The 16,891-nt window shown below is 72.2% G+C and carries 15 protein-coding genes; 4 read left to right on the forward strand and 11 right to left on the reverse strand.

The window, feature by feature from the left end; translation table 11 throughout:
* Nucleotides 1-17: 17 nt before the first annotated feature.
* Complete coding sequence (locus AB5J55_RS36380; RefSeq protein WP_369274695.1) at nucleotides 18-1,316, reverse strand: MFS transporter; 1,299 nt, start codon at nucleotides 1,314-1,316, stop codon at nucleotides 18-20.
* A gap of 206 nt (nucleotides 1,317-1,522) precedes the next feature.
* On the opposite strand from AB5J55_RS36380, the gene AB5J55_RS36385 reads away from it, so the two are divergent.
* Nucleotides 1,523-4,198 (forward strand): AAA family ATPase, encoded by a 2,676-nt coding sequence (locus AB5J55_RS36385; RefSeq protein WP_369274696.1) that lies wholly within the window; start codon nucleotides 1,523-1,525, stop codon nucleotides 4,196-4,198.
* 4 nt (nucleotides 4,199-4,202) lie between these two features.
* Here the strand turns inward: AB5J55_RS36385 and AB5J55_RS36390 are convergent, their stop codons facing one another.
* The 8 genes from AB5J55_RS36390 to AB5J55_RS36425 form a co-directional block, all read right to left on the reverse strand.
* Nucleotides 4,203-4,994, reverse strand: coding sequence for an SDR family NAD(P)-dependent oxidoreductase (locus tag AB5J55_RS36390; RefSeq protein WP_369274697.1), 792 nt, complete (start codon nucleotides 4,992-4,994; stop codon nucleotides 4,203-4,205).
* 75 nt (nucleotides 4,995-5,069) lie between these two features.
* Entirely contained in the window at nucleotides 5,070-6,209 is a 1,140-nt protein-coding gene (gene pcaD / locus AB5J55_RS36395) for a 3-oxoadipate enol-lactonase (RefSeq protein WP_369274698.1), read from the reverse strand.
* Nucleotides 6,206-7,501, reverse strand: coding sequence for a 3-carboxy-cis,cis-muconate cycloisomerase (pcaB, locus tag AB5J55_RS36400; protein ID WP_369274699.1), 1,296 nt, complete (start codon nucleotides 7,499-7,501; stop codon nucleotides 6,206-6,208). The genes pcaD and pcaB overlap by 4 nt, the downstream gene beginning before the upstream one ends.
* Nucleotides 7,498-8,103 (reverse strand): protocatechuate 3,4-dioxygenase subunit alpha, encoded by a 606-nt coding sequence (pcaG, locus tag AB5J55_RS36405; RefSeq protein WP_369274700.1) that lies wholly within the window; start codon nucleotides 8,101-8,103, stop codon nucleotides 7,498-7,500. Before pcaG ends, pcaB begins: the two co-directional genes overlap by 4 nt.
* Nucleotides 8,104-8,109: 6 nt before the next feature.
* A complete protein-coding gene (pcaH, locus tag AB5J55_RS36410; RefSeq protein ID WP_369274701.1) occupies nucleotides 8,110-8,883 on the reverse strand; it encodes a protocatechuate 3,4-dioxygenase subunit beta in 774 nt (257 codons plus the stop codon).
* Between the two features lie 17 nt (nucleotides 8,884-8,900).
* Nucleotides 8,901-10,103, reverse strand: a complete 1,203-nt coding sequence (locus tag AB5J55_RS36415) for an acetyl-CoA C-acyltransferase (protein ID WP_369274702.1) — start codon at nucleotides 10,101-10,103, stop codon at nucleotides 8,901-8,903.
* Nucleotides 10,100-10,744, reverse strand: a complete 645-nt coding sequence (locus tag AB5J55_RS36420) for a CoA transferase subunit B (RefSeq protein ID WP_369274703.1) — start codon at nucleotides 10,742-10,744, stop codon at nucleotides 10,100-10,102. Before AB5J55_RS36420 ends, AB5J55_RS36415 begins: the two co-directional genes overlap by 4 nt.
* A 2-nt stretch (nucleotides 10,745-10,746) precedes the next feature.
* The gene (locus AB5J55_RS36425; protein WP_369274704.1) at nucleotides 10,747-11,526 is read right to left on the reverse strand and encodes a CoA transferase subunit A; all 780 of its coding nucleotides are present in this window, start codon (nucleotides 11,524-11,526) and stop codon (nucleotides 10,747-10,749) included.
* A gap of 210 nt (nucleotides 11,527-11,736) precedes the next feature.
* On the opposite strand from AB5J55_RS36425, the gene AB5J55_RS36430 reads away from it, so the two are divergent.
* Nucleotides 11,737-12,201 (forward strand): MarR family winged helix-turn-helix transcriptional regulator, encoded by a 465-nt coding sequence (locus AB5J55_RS36430; RefSeq protein ID WP_369274705.1) that lies wholly within the window; start codon nucleotides 11,737-11,739, stop codon nucleotides 12,199-12,201.
* 26 nt (nucleotides 12,202-12,227) lie between these two features.
* On the opposite strand, the gene AB5J55_RS36435 is transcribed toward AB5J55_RS36430, so the two are convergent.
* Nucleotides 12,228-13,175 carry a DUF3048 domain-containing protein gene (locus AB5J55_RS36435; RefSeq protein WP_369276387.1) on the reverse strand — a complete coding sequence of 316 codons (948 nt, stop codon included), beginning with the start codon at nucleotides 13,173-13,175 and terminating at the stop codon, nucleotides 12,228-12,230.
* 303 nt (nucleotides 13,176-13,478) lie between these two features.
* On the opposite strand from AB5J55_RS36435, the gene AB5J55_RS36440 reads away from it, so the two are divergent.
* The gene (locus tag AB5J55_RS36440) at nucleotides 13,479-14,669 is read left to right on the forward strand and encodes a zinc-dependent alcohol dehydrogenase (RefSeq protein WP_369274706.1); all 1,191 of its coding nucleotides are present in this window, start codon (nucleotides 13,479-13,481) and stop codon (nucleotides 14,667-14,669) included.
* 19 nt (nucleotides 14,670-14,688) lie between these two features.
* Here the strand turns inward: AB5J55_RS36440 and AB5J55_RS36445 are convergent, their stop codons facing one another.
* Nucleotides 14,689-15,759 carry an ATP-dependent DNA ligase gene (locus tag AB5J55_RS36445; RefSeq protein ID WP_369274707.1) on the reverse strand — a complete coding sequence of 357 codons (1,071 nt, stop codon included), beginning with the start codon at nucleotides 15,757-15,759 and terminating at the stop codon, nucleotides 14,689-14,691.
* Between the two features lie 75 nt (nucleotides 15,760-15,834).
* Between AB5J55_RS36445 and ligD the strand changes: the two genes are divergently transcribed.
* The gene (ligD, locus tag AB5J55_RS36450; protein ID WP_369274708.1) at nucleotides 15,835-16,887 is read left to right on the forward strand and encodes a non-homologous end-joining DNA ligase; all 1,053 of its coding nucleotides are present in this window, start codon (nucleotides 15,835-15,837) and stop codon (nucleotides 16,885-16,887) included.
* Nucleotides 16,888-16,891: the final 4 nt, after the last annotated feature.

Raw genomic sequence — 16,891 nt, forward strand, 5'->3', positions numbered from 1 at the left:
GCTCAGCTCGCCTTTCCTCACGGTTCCCCGACCGGGGCTCCCGGCTTCCGGGCCCGGGTCTTCGGCGTCGCAGTCAGCGCGAGGACACTCACCGCGCAGGTCGCGGCAGCGTAGTACGCCGGGATGTCCACGTTGCCGGTTCGTTCGATCGTCTCCGTGATGATGAGTCCGGCGCAGCCCGAGAACACCGCATTGGACAGGGCGTAGGCGAGTCCCAGCCCCGTGTAGCGCACGTTGGTCGGGAACAGCTCCGCGAGCATCGCCGGGCCCGGCCCCGCCATCAGTCCCACCACGGCACCCGCGCCGCACACCGCCGCACCCTTCACGGTGAGGGAAACGCCCGGGTCCTGGAGAAGGTTGAGCAGCGGCACCGCGAGGACCACCACGAGCACCGCCCCCGTCAGCATCACCGGCCGCCGCCCGTACCGGTCGCTGAGCCAACCCGCCGGCACGATCGTCACCGCGAAACCGAGGTTGGCCAGCACCGTGGCGATCAGCGCCTGCTGGAAGGTCGCGTCCAGAGTGGACTGCAGGTACGACGGCAGCACGACCAGGAAGGTGTACCCGGCCGCCGCCCACCCCATGATCCGCCCGGCACCCAGCGCGATCGCCCCCGCCACCTCGCGCGCCGGTGGCCGCCCGGCCTCCCGCTCCTCCCGGAACGCAGGCGTCTCGTCCAGCCTCAGCCGCAGCCACAGGGCACCCAGCCCCAGCGGCAACGTCATCAGGAACGGCAACCGCCAGCCCCAGTCACTCAATTGGCCCTCGGTCAGCACGGTGGCCAGCAGCGCCGCCGCCCCCGCGCCGCCCAGCAGCCCCAGCGCCACCGTGAACGACTGCCACGACCCGTACAGACCACGCCGCCCGGGTGGCGCGAACTCGGTCATCACCGACACCGCGCCCCCGAACTCCCCGCCCGCGGACAGCCCTTGCAGCACCCTCAGAAACGTCAGCAGCCACGGGGCGAGGGCGCCGACCGTGTCGTACGTGGGCAGCGTGCCGATCAGCGTCGTCGCCCCGGTCATCAGCGTGATCACCAGGATCAGCACCGGTCGACGCCCGATCCGGTCCCCGAGCCGCCCGAACAGGGCCGCGCCGACCGGCCTGAAGAAGAACGCCAGCGCGAACGACGCGTACGTCCGCACCAGCGCCTCGACCTCACTGCCGCCCTCCGGAGTGAAGAAGCGCGCCGCGATGATCGTGGCGAAGTAGCCGTAGACCCCGAACTCGTACCACTCGATGAAGTTGCCCACCGAACCCGCGACCAGGGCACGGCGGGATCGGACCGTGCCGCGGTCGGAGGAAGTCAGCGTCATGTCCGCCCCTTCGAACGCCGTTGGGATGGCGCATTTTTGACTGTCGGTCACTTTTGCCGGGGCAGGTCGCGGGCCCCTCGCGTCGCCCGCGCGCACCACCTGTCACCCTTCACGGCAACAGCTGCCCGGACCCGCCTCCACTTAGGCAATCCGACGGCTACGCTCGAGGTCTGTACGTCGTTCGGGCGACTTGGGGAGGGAGCGGGATGACGGAGGTACGGCCCACACAGGTCGCCTCGGCCTCCCTGTGGGAGCGCGACGAGGAACTTGCCGCCGTCGAGGGGGCGCTCGACAGTCTGTGCATGGAGAAGTCCTCCTCGGGCAGCCTCCTGGTGCTCCGGGGCGAGGCGGGACTCGGCAAGACCGCGCTGCTGGCCGAAACCCGCCGTATCGCCGAGACCCGCGGCTGCACGGTGTGGTCCGCCCGCGGCAGCGAGACCCTGAGCTCGGTCCCCTTCAACGTCGTCCGGCAGCTGATGCAGCCCGCCCTGCTGTCGCTGATGCCGGAGGAGGCGCGCGAGTACCTCGGCGACTGGTACGACATCGCCGGACCCGCCCTCGGCATCACCGACCCCGGCGAGCGGCAGGCCGACCCGCAGGGCGTGTGCGACGGCCTGGTCGCCGCCGTACGCCGGCTGGCCCGGCGTGACTGGCCACTGGTGCTGCTGATCGACGACGCCCACTGGGCCGACCAGGAGACCCTGCGCTGGCTCGCCGCCTTCGCCGAACGCCTCGGCGAACAGAACGTCCTGGTCGTGGTGGCCCGCCGCCCCGGCGAGGTCAGCGGCGACAGCGCCCGGCACCTCGACGCGGTCGCCGCCGCGGGCAGCTCCGTCGCCACCCTGAGCGCGCTCACCCCGGACGCGACCGCCGGCCTCACCCGCGCCACCCTCGGCCCGCACGCCGACGCCCCGTTCTGCCGCGAGGTCTGGGCGGTCACCGGTGGCAACCCGTACGAGACCGTCGAACTCCTCGCCAAGGTGCAGGACAGCGAGTTCGAGCCGACCGAGTCCGCGGCCGCCGAGCTGCGCGCCCTGAACCGCTCGGCACGCGGCGGCGGCCTCGTCGCCCGCCTGGAGACACTCGGCATCGAGGCCACGCGTTTCGCCTGGGCGGCCGCCATCCTCGGCACCGGCATCTCCGTCGACCTGGTGGCCGAGCTCGCCACCATGAGCCTCGACGACGCGGTGCGCTGCGCCGACCTCCTGCGCACCGCCCGCATCCTCACCGAGCCCGACCCGGCGGGCGCCCAACCGGGCGACGGCGAGCTGGAGTTCGTCCACCCCCTCATCGCCACCGCGGTCTACAACTCCATCCCCGACGCCCTGCGCACCGCGATGCACGGCATCGCCGCCCGCGTCGTCACGGACAACGGACGCGGCGCCGCGGTCGCCGCCCGTCACCTCCTCGAAGTCCACCCGGACAGCGACGAGGAACTCGTCGAGCAGCTGCGCGAGGCCGCCCGCGAACACCTCGCCGTGGGCGCCCCCGACGCGGCCCGCCGTTGCCTGGAGCGGGCCCTGCTGGAACCGCCCCTGCCCGAGGTCCACGCGCGCGTGCTCCACGAACTGGGCGGCGCGACCCTCCTCACCGCGCCCGCCACCACCATCGACCACCTCCAGACCGCCCTGGCCATGCCCGGCCTCGACGGCGACGAACGCGTCGACGCCGTGTACCGCCTCTCCCAGGCACTGCTCCACAACGACCAGCTGGAGGAGGCCGTCCGCACCGTCGAGGCGGAAGCCGCCCGGCACCGGGCCGGCCCCGCCAGGCTGCGGCTGCAGGCGGTGCAGTTCATGTGGGAGGGCATCCACGCGGGCGAGGAGACCTACCCGGGGCGCTCCACGCGCCTCGCCGAACTCGCCGGTACCTGCACCGGCCGCGACAACTCCGAGCGCGCTCTGCTCATCCTGCGCGGCTTCGACGCCATGGCCCGCGGCGAGAACGCGGAGGAGGTCGCCGAACTGTGCGACCGCGCCCTCGTCAACGGCCGCCTCGCCCCCGGACTCGGCTGGACCGACCCGGAGTGGGGCATCGAACTGCTGATGATGCTGGCCAACTCCTACGCCTTCACCGACCGCCTCGACCGGGCGGACTCCCTCTACAACGAGGCCCTGCGCGCATACGAGTCCGCCGGCTGGAGCGGCGGCCACCTCGCCCTGGCCCACGCCTACGTCGGCGTCGGACACCGCAGGCGCGGCCGGCTCCGCGAGGCCGAGGCGTCCCTGCGCAAGTCGCTGGCGCTCGCCGAGCGTGTCGGCCGTCGACTGCCCCTGCACTGGTCGGCGACCTGCAACCTCGTCGACACGCTGCTCGCCCGCGGCCATGTGCAGGAGGCCTGGGAGCTCGCCGAGCAGCACGGCTTCGCCCCGCCGTACCCGACCACCATCGTGCTGCCGGACCCGCGCTCGGTCCGCGGCCGTCTGCTGCTCGCTGTCGGCCGCACCAAGGAAGGCATCAACGAACTGGAGGCCGCGGAGAAGGCGGCTGCCGTACGCGGCCACAACAACCCGGTCCTGGTCCCCTGGGCCGTCGACCTGGCCCGTGCCCTCGCCAACGAGGACCCGGAGCGCGCCGCCCGGCTGGCCACCGACGTCCGTCGGCACGCCGAGCGCCTCGGCACCGACACCGCCATCGGCGAGGCCCTGCGCTGCGCCGCCGCCCTGGAGACCGGCCAGCGTGCGGTACGCCTCGCCGAACAGGCCGTCACCTATCTGGAGGCCTCGCCCTGCCAGTACGAACACGCCGCCGCCCGGGTCGAGTTCGGCATCGTCGCGCGCTCGTCGGCGGAGCTGCGGCGCGGGCTGACGCTGGCGCGGTCGTGCGGCGCGGACGGACTGGTGCTGCAGGCGGAGGCGGCGCTGGCCGCAGGAGTGGTGTGACGGCTCAGAGGTTCAGCAGCTGATCGGTGACGGCCGCCAGCCGCTTGCGGACGTCGGGGTCGTACGTCCGCTCGTGCGCCCGCGCCCGGGACGTCCCGTCGAAGTAGCCGCCCGTGCCCAGCTCCCGGGTGGCGAGGGCCAGGACGCCCGGGGCACCGTCGGCGACCGTGTGCCGGGGCGTGAAGCCGCCGTCGCGGACCATCGCCGTGTCCATGTAGGTCGCCGGGTGCAGCACGTTGACCGAGACGCCCGTGCCGGCGAGTTCCTCGGCGAGGGTGAAGGTGTGGGCCGCGAGGGCGAACTTGCTGCGGCAGTACGCCGAGAGTCCGTCGTAGCCGCGGGTCAGCTCGGGGTCGTCGAAGTCGACGGGTTCCTGACCGGCCGAGCCGACGTTCACGATCCGCGCGGGCGCGTTGGCGAGCAGCACGGGGAGCAGGGCGCGGGTCAGTGCGACCGGCGCCAAGTAGTTGACCGCGAGGCGCAGTTCGTGCCCGTCCGCGCCGATCTCCCGTTCGGGCCTGCGCGGCCCGGCGCCCACCGCCGCGTTGTTGATCAGTACGTCGAGCTCGGGATGGGCCCCGGCGACATGGGCCGCCAGCTCCCGCACCTGCCCCAGCGAGGCCAGATCCGCGACGAACCCCTCAGCCTCGCCGTCGGCCCGCAGCTCCTCGACAAGCCGGTGCGTACGGTCCGTGTCCCGCCCGTGCGCGAGGACACGGTGCCCGGAGCGGACCAGTTCGGCGGCGACGTAGCGGCCGAGACCCGAGGTGGCGCCCGTGATCAGAATCGTGGACATGTCTCCACCGTAGGCACGGGGTGCGGGCATGTGCGAGCTGCCGCTGGAGGTACGACCGCCAGGGTCACCCTGCTCTCACCGCGCTGTACCCGCGTCCGGCTCCGCCTCCTCGGCCAGCACCCGCTGGGCCGCCACGAACGCCGAGTTCGCCGCCGGAACCCCGCAGTACACAGCCGTCTGCAGCAGTACGGCCCCGATCTCGTCCGGCGTCAGCCCGTTGCGCCGGGCGGCCCGGACGTGCATGGCCAGCTCGTCGTAGTGGCCGTGCGCGACCAGCGCCGTGAGGGTGATCATGCTGCGCTCGCGGCGGCTGAGCGTCGGGTCGGTCCAGATCTCGCCCCAGGCGTAGCGCGAGATGAAGTCCTGGAAGCGGGCGGTGAACGGCGTCTGCCGGGCCTGCGCACGGTCGACGTGCGCGTCGCCGAGCACCTCGCGCCGTACCTCCATGCCCCGCTTGGCACCGCCGCCCAAGTGCGCGCGCAGCGCTGTCAGCACCGCCTCGGGGCACTGCGCGGGTGCCAGATGCGAGGCCCCCGGCAGCTCCACGAGCGCGGCACCGGGCACGGCGTCCGCGATCTCCCGCAGATGGGCCGGCGGGGTCGCGGGGTCCTCGCGGCCGGCGATCAGCAGCGTGGGGGAGGAGATCTGGGGCAGCCGGTCGCGCAGGTCGAAGGCGGCGAGCGCATCACAGCAGGCGGCGTACGCACCCGGGTCGGCGTCCCGGTGGTCCTGCACCAGCTCCGGCACGGTGAACCCGGGCGTGAACCAGCGGTCGTTCGCGCCCTCGGCGAGCCCCGCCAGCCCTTCGCGCCGCACCAGCGCGGCCCGCTCCTCCCACGGCTTGGAGCCGTTGAAGTGTGCCGACGAACAGATCACCGCCAGTGCGGAGACCCGTTCGGGATGGTGCACGGCCAGATGCAGCCCCACCGCACCGCCCAGGGACACCCCCGCGTACGCGAACCGTTCCATGCCGAGCGAGTCGGCGAGCGCGAGCACCAGGCCGGCGAGGTCACCGACGGTCGCGCCCGCGCCGATGAGGCCGGCCGCCGAACCCCCGTGCCCCGGCAGATCCCAGCGGACCACTCGATGGCCGATCGACAGCTCGGGCGCGACCTTGTCCCACAGGGCGTACGAGGTACCGAGCGAGGGTCCCAGCAGCAGCGGGGGAGCGGACATGGGCCCTTCGGCACGGTGGTTGAGGAGTTTCTCGGTCAACGTCGCTCCAGAGCGCGGTCGGTGAGGGATCCGGCGGAGCCGGTGTAGTGGGTGGGATCGAGGTCGACGTCCGCCAGCTCCGGCGCCTCCCCGAGCGGGCGGCCCTCGGACGCCAGCCGGGAGAGCAGCTCCTTTGCAGGGGCCCGCCCCAGGACGGGAGCCAGCTCGGCGGACAGCCGCTCCGAGACGATCAACCCGCGGGTGAGATCCAGGTGTTCGCGCATGACGTCGGCCGCGACCCGCAGCCCCTCGGTCAGCTCGACGGCATCCCGGGCGGCCCCGCCGACCAGTCTCAGCAGGTCCCTGAGCGGCTCCCACTCGGCGTGCCAGGCCCCGGCGGGCCGCTCGTCCTCGGCCGTCATCGAGCCGTAGAGCGTGGCCGCGAGCTGAGGCGCCCGCCGCGCGGCGGAGGCGATCAGGGTGGACCGTACGGGATTGGACTTGTGCGGCATGGCGGACGAGCCCCCGCCGCTGCCCTCCGCGACCTCGGCGATCTCGGTGCGGGAGAGCGTGAGGACGTCCGCGGCGAGCTTGCCGAGCGCACCCGCCGTGAAGGCGAGGCACCCGGCGAGATCGGCGATGGGTGTGCGCAGGGTGTGCCAGGGCAGGTCGGGCGCCCGCAGGCCGAGTTCGCGGGCGTACGCCGCCGGCAGCGCCGTCGGATCGCTCGCGCCGTACGCCCCGAAGGCCGCCAACGTTCCGGCGGCGCCGCCGAGTTGGGCGGGCAGCGAGTCCCGTACGGCAGTCACCCGGTCCCGTGCGTCCAGCACCAGCGACCGCCATCCGGCCGCCTTGAGCCCGAACGTCGTCGGTACGGCGTGCTGGGTGAGGGTCCGCCCGGGCATCGCGGTGTCGCGGTGCTCGGCAGCCAGCCCGGCGAGGGCCCGCTGGGTGCGGTCGAGGTCGGCCGGCACCAGGTCCAGCGTGCGTGCCGCTACCAGCATCGTCGCCGTGTCCAGGATGTCCTGGCTGGTGGCACCCCGGTGGACGTACGGGCCGTACTCCCCGCCGACCGCCTTGGTCAGGTCGGCGACCAGCGGGATGACCGGGTTGCCGCCCCTGCGGGCACGCTCGGCGAGGGACCGTACGTCGAAGCGGGCCGCCTCGGCCGCCTCCGTGACCGCTCGTGCCGCCTCGGCGGGGGCCGACCCCAGTGCGGCCTGTGCCCGCGTCAGCGCGGCCTCGGCGTCCAACAGCGCCTGGAGATAGGCGCTGTCATCGGTCGCGGAGGCGGCGGGGGAGCCTGTCCACCCGGGCGCGAGCAGACCGGTGTCGGGATCGGGAGAAGTCACTGGTACTCCAGGAAGACCGTCTCGCCTTCGCCCTGAAGGCGGATGTCGAAACGGTATGTCCCATCACGCTGCTCCCGTGCGATCAGCGTGTCGCGCCGCTCCTCCGGCACCCGGGAGAGCAACGGGTCGGCGGCGAGGGCCGCCTCGTCGCCCGGCAGATAGATGCGGGTGTACAGGTGCACCAGCAGGCCGCGCGCGAAGACGCACACGCTGAGATAAGGAGCGCTTTGCCCGCGCGGGCCGGGCCGTAGCGTCCGCGCGGTCCAGTGCCCGTTGGCGTCGGTCTGGATGCGGCCCCAACCGGTGAACTCCACGCCGTTGCGGCCCAGATAGCCGCCGCTCGCCGGGTCGCGCCGGATCGAGCCGTCGACCTGCGGGACGTTGCCGTCCGGGTCGGCGCCCCACAGTTCCACGAACGCGTCCGGCAGCGGATTGCCCTCGCCGTCGCTGATGCAGCCCTGGAGGGCGATCGAGTCTGGGTGGCCGATCGGGGCGATGTCGCCGCCGCCGGGGAAGGGCAGGGCGTGTCCGTAGAAGGGGCCGACGGTGTGCGACGGGGTCGGGAGCACGGTCTCCGGGCGGCTCGTGTCGATCTTCGTCATGGCAGGTCAGCGTCCCTCTTCGATCCAGGTGGCGTTCGGTCCGTCGAGGACGATGTCCCAGTGGTAGCCCATCGAGAACTCCGGCACCGACAGACCGTGGTCGTAGGTGGCGATCAGCCGTTGCCGGGCCGCGTCGTCCGTCACCGACTGGATGATCGGGTCGTACGGGAACAGCGGGTCGCTCGGGAAGTACATCTGCGTCACCAGCCGCTGCGTGAACGCCGTGCCGAACAGCGAGAAGTGGATGTGGGCCGGCCGCCAGGCGTTGACATGCTGGCGCCACGGGTACGGGCCCGGCTGGACGGTGGTGAAGCGGTAGAAGCCGCTGTCGTCGGTCAGGGTGCGGCCGACGCCCGTGAAGTTCGGGTCCAGCGGGGCGTCGTGCTGCTCGCGCTGGTGGGCGTAGCGGCCGGCCGAGTTGGCCTGCCAGATCTCGATGAGCTGGCCGCGGACGGGGCGGCCATCGCGGTCGAGGAGCCGGCCCTCGACGGTGATGCGCTCGCCGATCGGCTCACCCGTGTGCTGCCGGGTCAGGTCGTTGTCGATCTCGGTGATGTCCCGCTCGCCGAAGGCGGGGGAGTGCAGCTCCACCAGCTCCGGGTCCTTGCTGACGTCGATCGTGACCGGCGGCTGCTTCGGGTGACGCAGGACGGAGGAGCGGTAGGGGGTGTAGTCGCGGCGCGGGTGGTGCTCGACGGGGGCTCCGTCGGCGATCCGCTTCTCGTACGCGGCGTGCTCGGCCGCGATCTCCCGGTCGATGTCGTGCTGGGTGAGAGTCATGGGGATCCTGCGTTTCGTCAACGTTCGAGGACTAGGGCGAGGCCTTGGCCCACGCCGATGCAGAGGGTGGCGACGCCGACTCCGCCGCCCTTGCGGGCGAGCTGGTGGGCGACGGTGCCGGCGAGGCGGGCGCCGGACGCGCCGAGCGGGTGGCCGAGGGCGATGGCGCCGCCCTGCGGGTTGAGGATCGCCGGGTCGAACTCGGGCCACTCGGCGACGCAGCCCAGCACCTGGGCGGCGAAGGCCTCGTTCAGCTCCAGCACGGACAGGTCGCCGAATCCCTTGCCCGCCTTGGCGAGGGCCCGGTTGACGGCCTCGACGGGGGCGAGCCCGAAGTAGTCCGGGTCCAGGGCGTTGACGCCGGTCGCGGAGATCCGCGCGAGCGGCTCACGGCCGGTGGCCCTCAGACCGTCCTCGTCGACGAGGAGCAGAGCGGCGCCGCCGTCGTTCAGCGGGGAGGCGTTGCCCGCGGTGACGGTCCCGTCGGAGGTGCGGAACGACGGCTTGAGCCTGGCCATCGCCGCCAGGGACGCATCCGGCCGTACGCACTCGTCGGCGCCGATGACGACCGGGTCGCCCTTGCGCTGCGGGATGCTCACCGGCGCGAGCTCGGCGTCGAAGAGGCCCTCGGACTGCGCCCGGGCAGCCTTCTGATGGCTGTGCAGGGCGAACTCGTCCTGCTGCTCCCGGCTGATCTTGTGCTTCTCGGCGATCAGCTCGGCCGACTCGCCCAGCGGGATCGTCCACTGCGGTGCCATCCGCGGGTTGACCATGCGCCAGCCCAGAGTGGTGGAGAACAGCTCGGTGTGGGCGGCCGGGAAGGGCTTGTCGGACTTGGGCAGCACGTACGGTGCCCGGGTCATCGACTCCACACCACCGGCCACGACGATCGAGGCGTCCCCGGCGGCGATGGCGCGGGCCGCCTGGATGACCGCTTCGAGGCCCGACGCGCACAGCCGGTTGACCGTCACGCCGGGAACGGAGGTGGGCAGGCCGGCCAGGAGCGCGGCCATGCGGCCGACGTTTCGGTTCTCCTCTCCGGCGCCGTTGGCGTTGCCGAAGTACACGTCCTCGATCAGGGACGGGTCCAAGTCGGGGGTACGGACCATGAGTTCACGGATGGCGTGGGCGGCCAGGTCGTCCGGGCGGACGGATGAGAGGGCGCCGTTGTAGCGGCCGATCGGGGTGCGGACCGCGTCGACCAGGTAGACGGTGTTCACAGCAGACTCTCCGCGACGGTGAGTTTTGCGTCGGTGCCGGCGATGATCTCGTCGACGGTCACACCCGGCGCGGTCTCGACGAGCAGCAGACCGTCCGCTGTCACGTCGAGCACGCCGAGGTCGGTGATGATCCGGTTCACACAGCCCTTGCCCGTGAGCGGCAGCGCGCACTCGGCGAGGATCTTGGGGCTGCCGTCCTTGGCGGTGTGGGTCATCACCACGATGACGGAGCGGGCCCCGTGCACGAGGTCCATCGCACCGCCGATTCCGGTGATCATCTTGCCGGGGATCGCCCAGTTCGCCAGGTCACCGCCGGCGGAGACCTGCATGGCGCCGAGCACGGCGACATCTATGTGCCCGCCGCGGATCATCGAGAACGACAGCGCCGAGTCGAAGAAGGAGGCGCCCGGCAGGACCGTGACGGTCTCCTTGCCGGCGTTGATCAGGTCCGGGTCGACCTGCTCCTCGGTCGGGTAGGGGCCGGTGCCCAGGATGCCGTTCTCGGACTCGAGGATCACCTCGACGCCGGGCGGCAGATAGTTCGGGATCAGGGTCGGCAGTCCGATGCCGAGGTTCACGTACTGGCCGTCCTGGAGCTCGCGAGCGGCCCGGGCGGCCATCTCTTCCCGCGTCCACGCCATGGCTAGCTCACCGTCCCGTCTGCCAGGGGCGCGGAAACCGTGCGCCGTTCGATCTGCTTGTCGGCCGCCTGCTCCGGCGTGAGCGCCACGACCCGCTGCACGAAGATGCCCGGCAGATGGACCGCGTCCGGATCGATCTCGCCCGGCTCCGCGAGTTCCTCCACCTCGGCGATCGTCACCCGCCCGGCCATCGCGGCCAGCGGGTTGAAGTTCCGGGAGGACTTGTTGAACACCAGGTTCCCGTGCCGGTCGCCCTTCCACGCCCGCACCAGGGCGAAGTCGGTACGGATTCCGCGCTCCAGCACGTACTCGGTGCCGTCGAACTCCCGCACCTCCTTCGGCGGCGAGGCGAGCGCGACCCCGCCGGAGCCGTCGTAGCGCCACGGCAGCCCGCCGTCGGCGACCTGTGTGCCCACACCGGCCGGGGTGTAGAACGCGGGGATCCCGGCCCCGCCGGCCCGCAGCCGCTCGGCCAGCGTGCCCTGCGGGATCATCTCGACCTCCAGCTCACCGCCCAGGTACTGGCGGGCGAACTCCTTGTTCGCGCCGATGTACGAGCCGGTCACCCGGGCGATCCGGCCCGCGGACAGCAGCACCGCAAGACCCGACTCCATCGCCCCGCAGTTGTTGGAGACCACCGACAGCCCGCCCACCCCGCGCTCGTACAGCGCCTGGATCAGCACGTTCGGCACACCGCTCAGCCCGAAGCCACCCACCGCGAGCGACGCCCCGTCACCCACATCGGCCACCGCCCCCAGGGCCGTGGCGACCACCTTGTCCATCCGAGAAGCCCCATCTCTTCCGAGCGCTCAGCACCCGAGTTAGTCAGCGCACTGAGTATTTCTGCGAGGTTGCCTCTCACGCTGCCACCGGAGCGGGAAGCCGTCAAGAGCTCGGCAAATGCGAACGTCATGGGGTTGCTGGCCCGAGGACAGTCGAGTGGAGCTCCGGTATTGTTCAGTGCACCGACGATTTCGACCAGAGGAGCGCGCATGGCCGCCGTGGACCTCACCACCCACCCCGGGCATCTGGCCCGGCGGCTCCAGCAGGCGCACTACCTGCTCTGGAACACCATGGTCTCGGAAGAGATCACCTCGCCCCAGTTCGCCGTCCTCAACACGCTCGTCGCCGAGCCGGGCCTGGATCAGCGGACGGTGGGGGAGCGGGTCGGGCTCGACCGGTCCACGATCGCCGAGGTGATCAGCCGGCTCGGCCGCCGCGGGCTGCTCGACAAGGTTCGCGACCCACAGGACGGCCGGCGCTTCCTGCTGCGCCTCACGGACGAGGGGCTGCGCACGCACAAGAAGCTGACCGTGCGCACGGCCCGGATGAACACGGTCTTCCTGGCCCCGCTCTCCGCCGACGAGCAGGCACTCTTCTTCGACCTGATCCGGCGCGTCGCGGACGCGGCCGAGGGGCTCCGCAACCCGGCGGAACCCCTCGTCGCTCACCCCTGATCCCGCGCTCCTGCGCTCTGGGACGCTCAGGGCGCCTTCGTGAACACCACCCACACCTGGCCGTCCCGGAAGGTCATCGGCTTGCCGGCGCCGGTCGTGAACGTCGTGCCGTCCGTGGCCTTGGGGCGCTTCCAGGTGACGTCGTAGGCGCGCCCGTCGCGCAGCACCCGCGCCTTCCCGGAGCCGACCGTCTCGGTGTACGGCGTGTAGTGGCCCAGCGTGTCGTGGAAGTCGGACTTGCGCACCTTCACGTACTGCAGGACGACCGTCGGGGCCCCGAGCCGCTTGCCGTCCGACGCCACGGCGGCCTTGCCGTCCATGGCGACCAGCCAGCGGTTCTGGCTCCCGGACCAGGTGAACGTGTACCGGGCCAGCGTGTAGCGCACCGTCTGCGAGGCCGTGGCCTTGCCGCCCGCGGGGGCGGCGCCGAAGCGGAAGCCGGTCGTCAGGGCGTCTCTGCCCGGCGCGGCGGGCATCAGCCGCTGGGGCCGAAGGAAGAGGTTGTGCGGCGCGGGCCGGTCCTTGCCGCGGAAGTACGCGCCGACCGCCTTCTCGGGTGGCTCCGCCTGTACGGGGGCCTTGTCGATCAGCGGCATGAGCTTGCCCTGCGCCCCGGAGAAGGCGAGCGTCGGCTTGTTGAACTGGGCCAGCAGCTCCAGGTCGGACTCGCGTGCGCTGCGCACCGGCCCGACGGCCTTCGGCAGCTTCGTCGCGTACACCGCCATGAGGCGGCTCAGTCCGCCCTCGACCGGCTCGACGTACACGATGTCCGCGGCGTCCAGGCCCGTGTGGGGCCGGGCCGCGCGGGCGTTGTCGATCTTCACGGCGAGTACCGAAGGGCCCTTCGCCCGGCTCTCGCCCTCGCTCGGCGTCGACGTGTGCGGCCGACCGCGGCCGTCGTCGTTCGGTCCGCCGGACGTCGTGCACCCCGCCGCCAGGGATGCTCCCAGCGCGGCGGCCAGCAGTCCCGCCATGGTCGTGGCGCGTCTGGAGCGCGCCCCTCGTTGTCTGCCCACCGTTGCCACCCGCACCCAACCCACCCAGCCCGTGTCATCAATAGTGCGCTTATCAGTTCATAGGCGATATACCCGATCGGCTGGGACTGGCCGCGGCAATCCGCCGATCGGCCCTGCTGCGGACAGCCGGTCGGCGTACACCGCACGCCCGGTTCGCGGACGGATCGCCGGCCCGCCCGCACGGTTCGGCGCGGGAGCCCAGGGGTACCCGGCGGTCACCGTACGAGCGAACGCGCACATGTTCCGGAGGGAGCGCGGGCGATGAGGGCAGTGACCTGGCAGGGCAAGCGGGACGTACGCGTGGAGAACGTGCCCGATCCGACCATCCAGGAGCCGACGGACGCGGTCATCCGCATCACGTCCACCGGGCTGTGCGGCTCCGACCTGCACCTGTACGAGGTGCTCACGCCGTTCATGACACCGGGGGACATCCTCGGCCACGAACCGATGGGCATCGTCGAGGAGGTCGGCGCCGGGGTGCCGGACCTGCAGGCGGGGGACCGCGTCGTGGTGCCGTTCCAGATCGCCTGCGGCGACTGCTGGATGTGCCTGACCGGTCTGCCGACCCAGTGCGAGACCACCCAGGTCACCGGCGAGGGCATGGGCGCCGCCCTGTTCGGCTACACCCGCCTGTACGGCGCGGTGCCGGGCGCCCAGGCCGAGTATCTGCGCGTCCCACAGGCACAGTTCGGTCCGATCAAGATCCCGGAGGGGCCGCCCGACGACCGGTTCGTCTACCTCTCCGACGTGCTGCCGACCGCATGGCAGGCGGTCCGCTACGCCGAGGTCCCGAAGGGCGGCAGCGTCGCCGTGCTCGGCCTCGGCCCCATCGGCGACATGGCCTGCCGGGTCGCCCAGGTCCAGGGCGCCGGGCGGGTGTTCGGCGTGGACCTGGTGCCCGAGCGGCTGCGCAGGGTACGCGAGCGCGGGGTCGAGACGTTCGACCTCAGGAGCTTCCACGACGAGAAGGAACTCGTCGCCGCCATCCGCGACGAGACCGACGGCCGCGGCCCCGATGCCGTCATCGACGCCGTCGGCACCGAGGCGCACGGCAGCGCCGCCGCCCGGCTGGCCCAGCAGGCCTCCGCGATGCTGCCCCGCAAGCTGAGCGGCCCGCTCGCCGAACGCTTCAGCGTCGACCGGCTCGCCGCCCTCTACACGGCCATCGACCTGGTGCGGCGCGGCGGGACCATCTCCCTGTCCGGCGTGTATGGCGGCACCGCGGACCCGATACCGCTGCTCACCCTGTTCGACAAGCAGATCCAGATCCGGATGGGCCAGGCGAACGTGCGCCGCTGGAGCGACGACATCCTGCCGTACCTGACGGACGAGGACCCGCTCGGCGTCGACGACTTCGCCACCCACCGCGTACCGCTGAGCGAGGCCCCGCACGCGTACGAGATGTTCCAGCGCAAGCAGGACGGCGCGGTCAAGGTGCTCATGCAGCCGTGATCCAGCCTCGCGCCGCTCGTCAGGCCTGCGGCGCGAAGATCTCCGCCAGGTCGTAGCGGACCGGCTCCTCCAACTGCGCGTAGGTGCAGCTCTCGGGCGTGCGGTCCGGGCGCCAGCGGCGGAAGCGGGCCGTGTGCCGGAAGCGGGCCCCGTTCTCCATGTGGTCGTACGCCACCTCGGCCACCCACTCCGGCCTGAGCGGCACCCAGGACAGATCCTTCTTGCCCGACCAGCGGCTCGGCGCGCCCGGCAGCCGCGCCGACTCGTGGGCCGCCTCGTCGGCCCAGGCCGCCCAGGGATGCCCCGCGGCATCCGCCATGCGCAGCGGCTCCAGCTCCTCGACCAGCTCGGCACGCCGCTTCACGGAGAACGCGGCCGACACGCCCACGTGCTGGAGGGCGCCCCGGTCGTCGTGGAGGCCGAGCAGCAGGGAACCCACGACCGGCCCGCTCTTGTGGAGGCGGTAGCCCGCCACGACGACGTCCGCCGTCCGCTCGTGCTTGATCTTGAACATGGCCCGTTCGTTCTGGAGATAGCGCAGCGTGAGGGGCTTCGCGATGACCCCGTCCAGGCCCGCCCCCTCGTACTGCTCGAACCACCCCTGAGCCGTGTCGACGTCGGTCGTTGCCGGTGCCACATGCACGGGCGCCGTCACCCCGGACAACGCCATGGTGAGCATCGCCCGCCGGTCCGCGAGCGGCACCTCGAGGAGCGACTGGTCCGCCAGCGCCAGCAGGTCGAAGGCCACGAACGACGCCGGCGTCCGCTCGGCCAGCGTCCGCACCCGGGAGTCGGCCGGGTGGATGCGCTCGGTGAGCGCGTCGAAGTCCAGCCGCCCCTCGCGCGCGATGACGATCTCCCCGTCCAGCACGCACCGCTCCGGCAACCGCTCCTTCAGCGCCGCCACCAACTCGGGAAAGTACCTGGTCAGCGGCTTTCCCGTACGGCTGCCCAGCTCGACCTCGTCCCGGTCGCGGAACACGATCGCCCGGAACCCGTCCCACTTCGCCTCGTACTGCATGCCAGGCGGGATCTTCGCCACCGACTTGGCGAGCATCGGCTTCACGGGCGGCATCACCGGCAGGTCCATGCTGACGATTCTGCTCGCATCCGGCTGCCGTCGCCCGGTGTGCGCGGCATGCGCGGTGCGCCTACCGTGTCTCGCATGGGCGAAGCGGTGGAACTGGAAGCGGGCGGCCGGACCGTGCGCCTGTCCAACCCGGGCAAGATCTTCTTCCCCGAACGCGGCTTCACCAAGCTGGACCTCGCCCGCTACTACATCGCCGTCGGTCCCGGCATCCTGCGCGCCCTGCGCAACCGGCCCACCACCCTGGAGCGCTACCCGGACGGGGTGACCGGCGAGTGGTTCTACCAGAAGCGGGCGCCCAAGAGCATGCCCGACTGGATCCCCACCGCCCACATCACCTTCCCCAGCGGGCGCAGCGCCGACGAGATGTGCCCCACCGAGGAGGCCGCGGTCCTGTGGGCCGCCCAGTACGGCACGCTCACCTTCCACCCCTGGCCGGTCCGCCGCGACGACGTCGACAGCCCCGACGAACTGCGCATCGACCTCGACCCGCAGCCCGGCACCGACTTCGACGACGCCGCCCGCGCCGCCCATGAACTGCGTGCCGTACTCGACGAGTTCGGCGGCCTGCGCGGCTGGCCCAAGACCTCCGGCGGGCGGGGCCTGCACGTCTTCGTGCCCATCGAGCCGCGCTGGACCTTCACCCAGGTCCGGCGCGCCGCCATCGCGGTCGGGCGGGAGATGGAGCGCCGGATGCCGGAGCACGTGACGATCAAATGGTGGAAGGAGGAGCGGGGCGAGCGCATCTTCATCGACTACAACCAGACGGCCCGCGACCGCACGATCGCCTCCGCCTACTCCGTACGGCCCCGCCCGCACGCCCCCGTCTCGGCGCCCCTGCGCTGGGAGGAGGTCGGCGAGGTGCACCCCCAGGACTTCGACCTGGTGACCATGCCCGCGCGCTTCTCCGAACTCGGCGATGTGCACGCGGACATGGACGACCACCGCTTCTCGCTGGACGCGCTGCTGGAGCTGGCCAACAAGGACGAACACGACCACGGACTCGGCGATCTGCCGTACCCGCCCGAGTATCCGAAGATGCCGGGCGAGCCGAAGAGGGTGCAGCCGAGCCGCGCGAAAAAGGAGGCGCCCCCGGCGGAGGCGCCTCCCTCAAAACCCACAGCTCCTTGATCTA

Origin of the sequence: Streptomyces sp. R11 (genome assembly GCF_041051905.1) — a bacterium.
Lineage (GTDB): Bacteria > Actinomycetota > Actinomycetes > Streptomycetales > Streptomycetaceae > Streptomyces.

What these genes read in the sequence shown, in the direction of transcription:
- AB5J55_RS36380 (WP_369274695.1), bottom strand. Translation starts at nt 1,316, where the DNA reads ATGACGCTGACTTCCTCCGACCGCGGCACGGTCCGATCCCGCCGTGCC.
- AB5J55_RS36385 (WP_369274696.1), top strand. Translation starts at nt 1,523, where the DNA reads ATGACGGAGGTACGGCCCACACAGGTCGCCTCGGCCTCCCTGTGGGAG.
- AB5J55_RS36390 (WP_369274697.1), bottom strand. Translation starts at nt 4,994, where the DNA reads ATGTCCACGATTCTGATCACGGGCGCCACCTCGGGTCTCGGCCGCTAC.
- pcaG (WP_369274700.1), bottom strand. Translation starts at nt 8,103, where the DNA reads ATGACGAAGATCGACACGAGCCGCCCGGAGACCGTGCTCCCGACCCCG.
- pcaH (WP_369274701.1), bottom strand. Translation starts at nt 8,883, where the DNA reads ATGACTCTCACCCAGCACGACATCGACCGGGAGATCGCGGCCGAGCAC.
- AB5J55_RS36420 (WP_369274703.1), bottom strand. Translation starts at nt 10,744, where the DNA reads ATGGCGTGGACGCGGGAAGAGATGGCCGCCCGGGCCGCTCGCGAGCTC.
- AB5J55_RS36425 (WP_369274704.1), bottom strand. Translation starts at nt 11,526, where the DNA reads ATGGACAAGGTGGTCGCCACGGCCCTGGGGGCGGTGGCCGATGTGGGT.
- AB5J55_RS36430 (WP_369274705.1), top strand. Translation starts at nt 11,737, where the DNA reads ATGGCCGCCGTGGACCTCACCACCCACCCCGGGCATCTGGCCCGGCGG.
- AB5J55_RS36435 (WP_369276387.1), bottom strand. Translation starts at nt 13,175, where the DNA reads ATGGCGGGACTGCTGGCCGCCGCGCTGGGAGCATCCCTGGCGGCGGGG.
- AB5J55_RS36440 (WP_369274706.1), top strand. Translation starts at nt 13,479, where the DNA reads ATGAGGGCAGTGACCTGGCAGGGCAAGCGGGACGTACGCGTGGAGAAC.
- AB5J55_RS36445 (WP_369274707.1), bottom strand. Translation starts at nt 15,759, where the DNA reads ATGGACCTGCCGGTGATGCCGCCCGTGAAGCCGATGCTCGCCAAGTCG.
- ligD (WP_369274708.1), top strand. Translation starts at nt 15,835, where the DNA reads ATGGGCGAAGCGGTGGAACTGGAAGCGGGCGGCCGGACCGTGCGCCTG.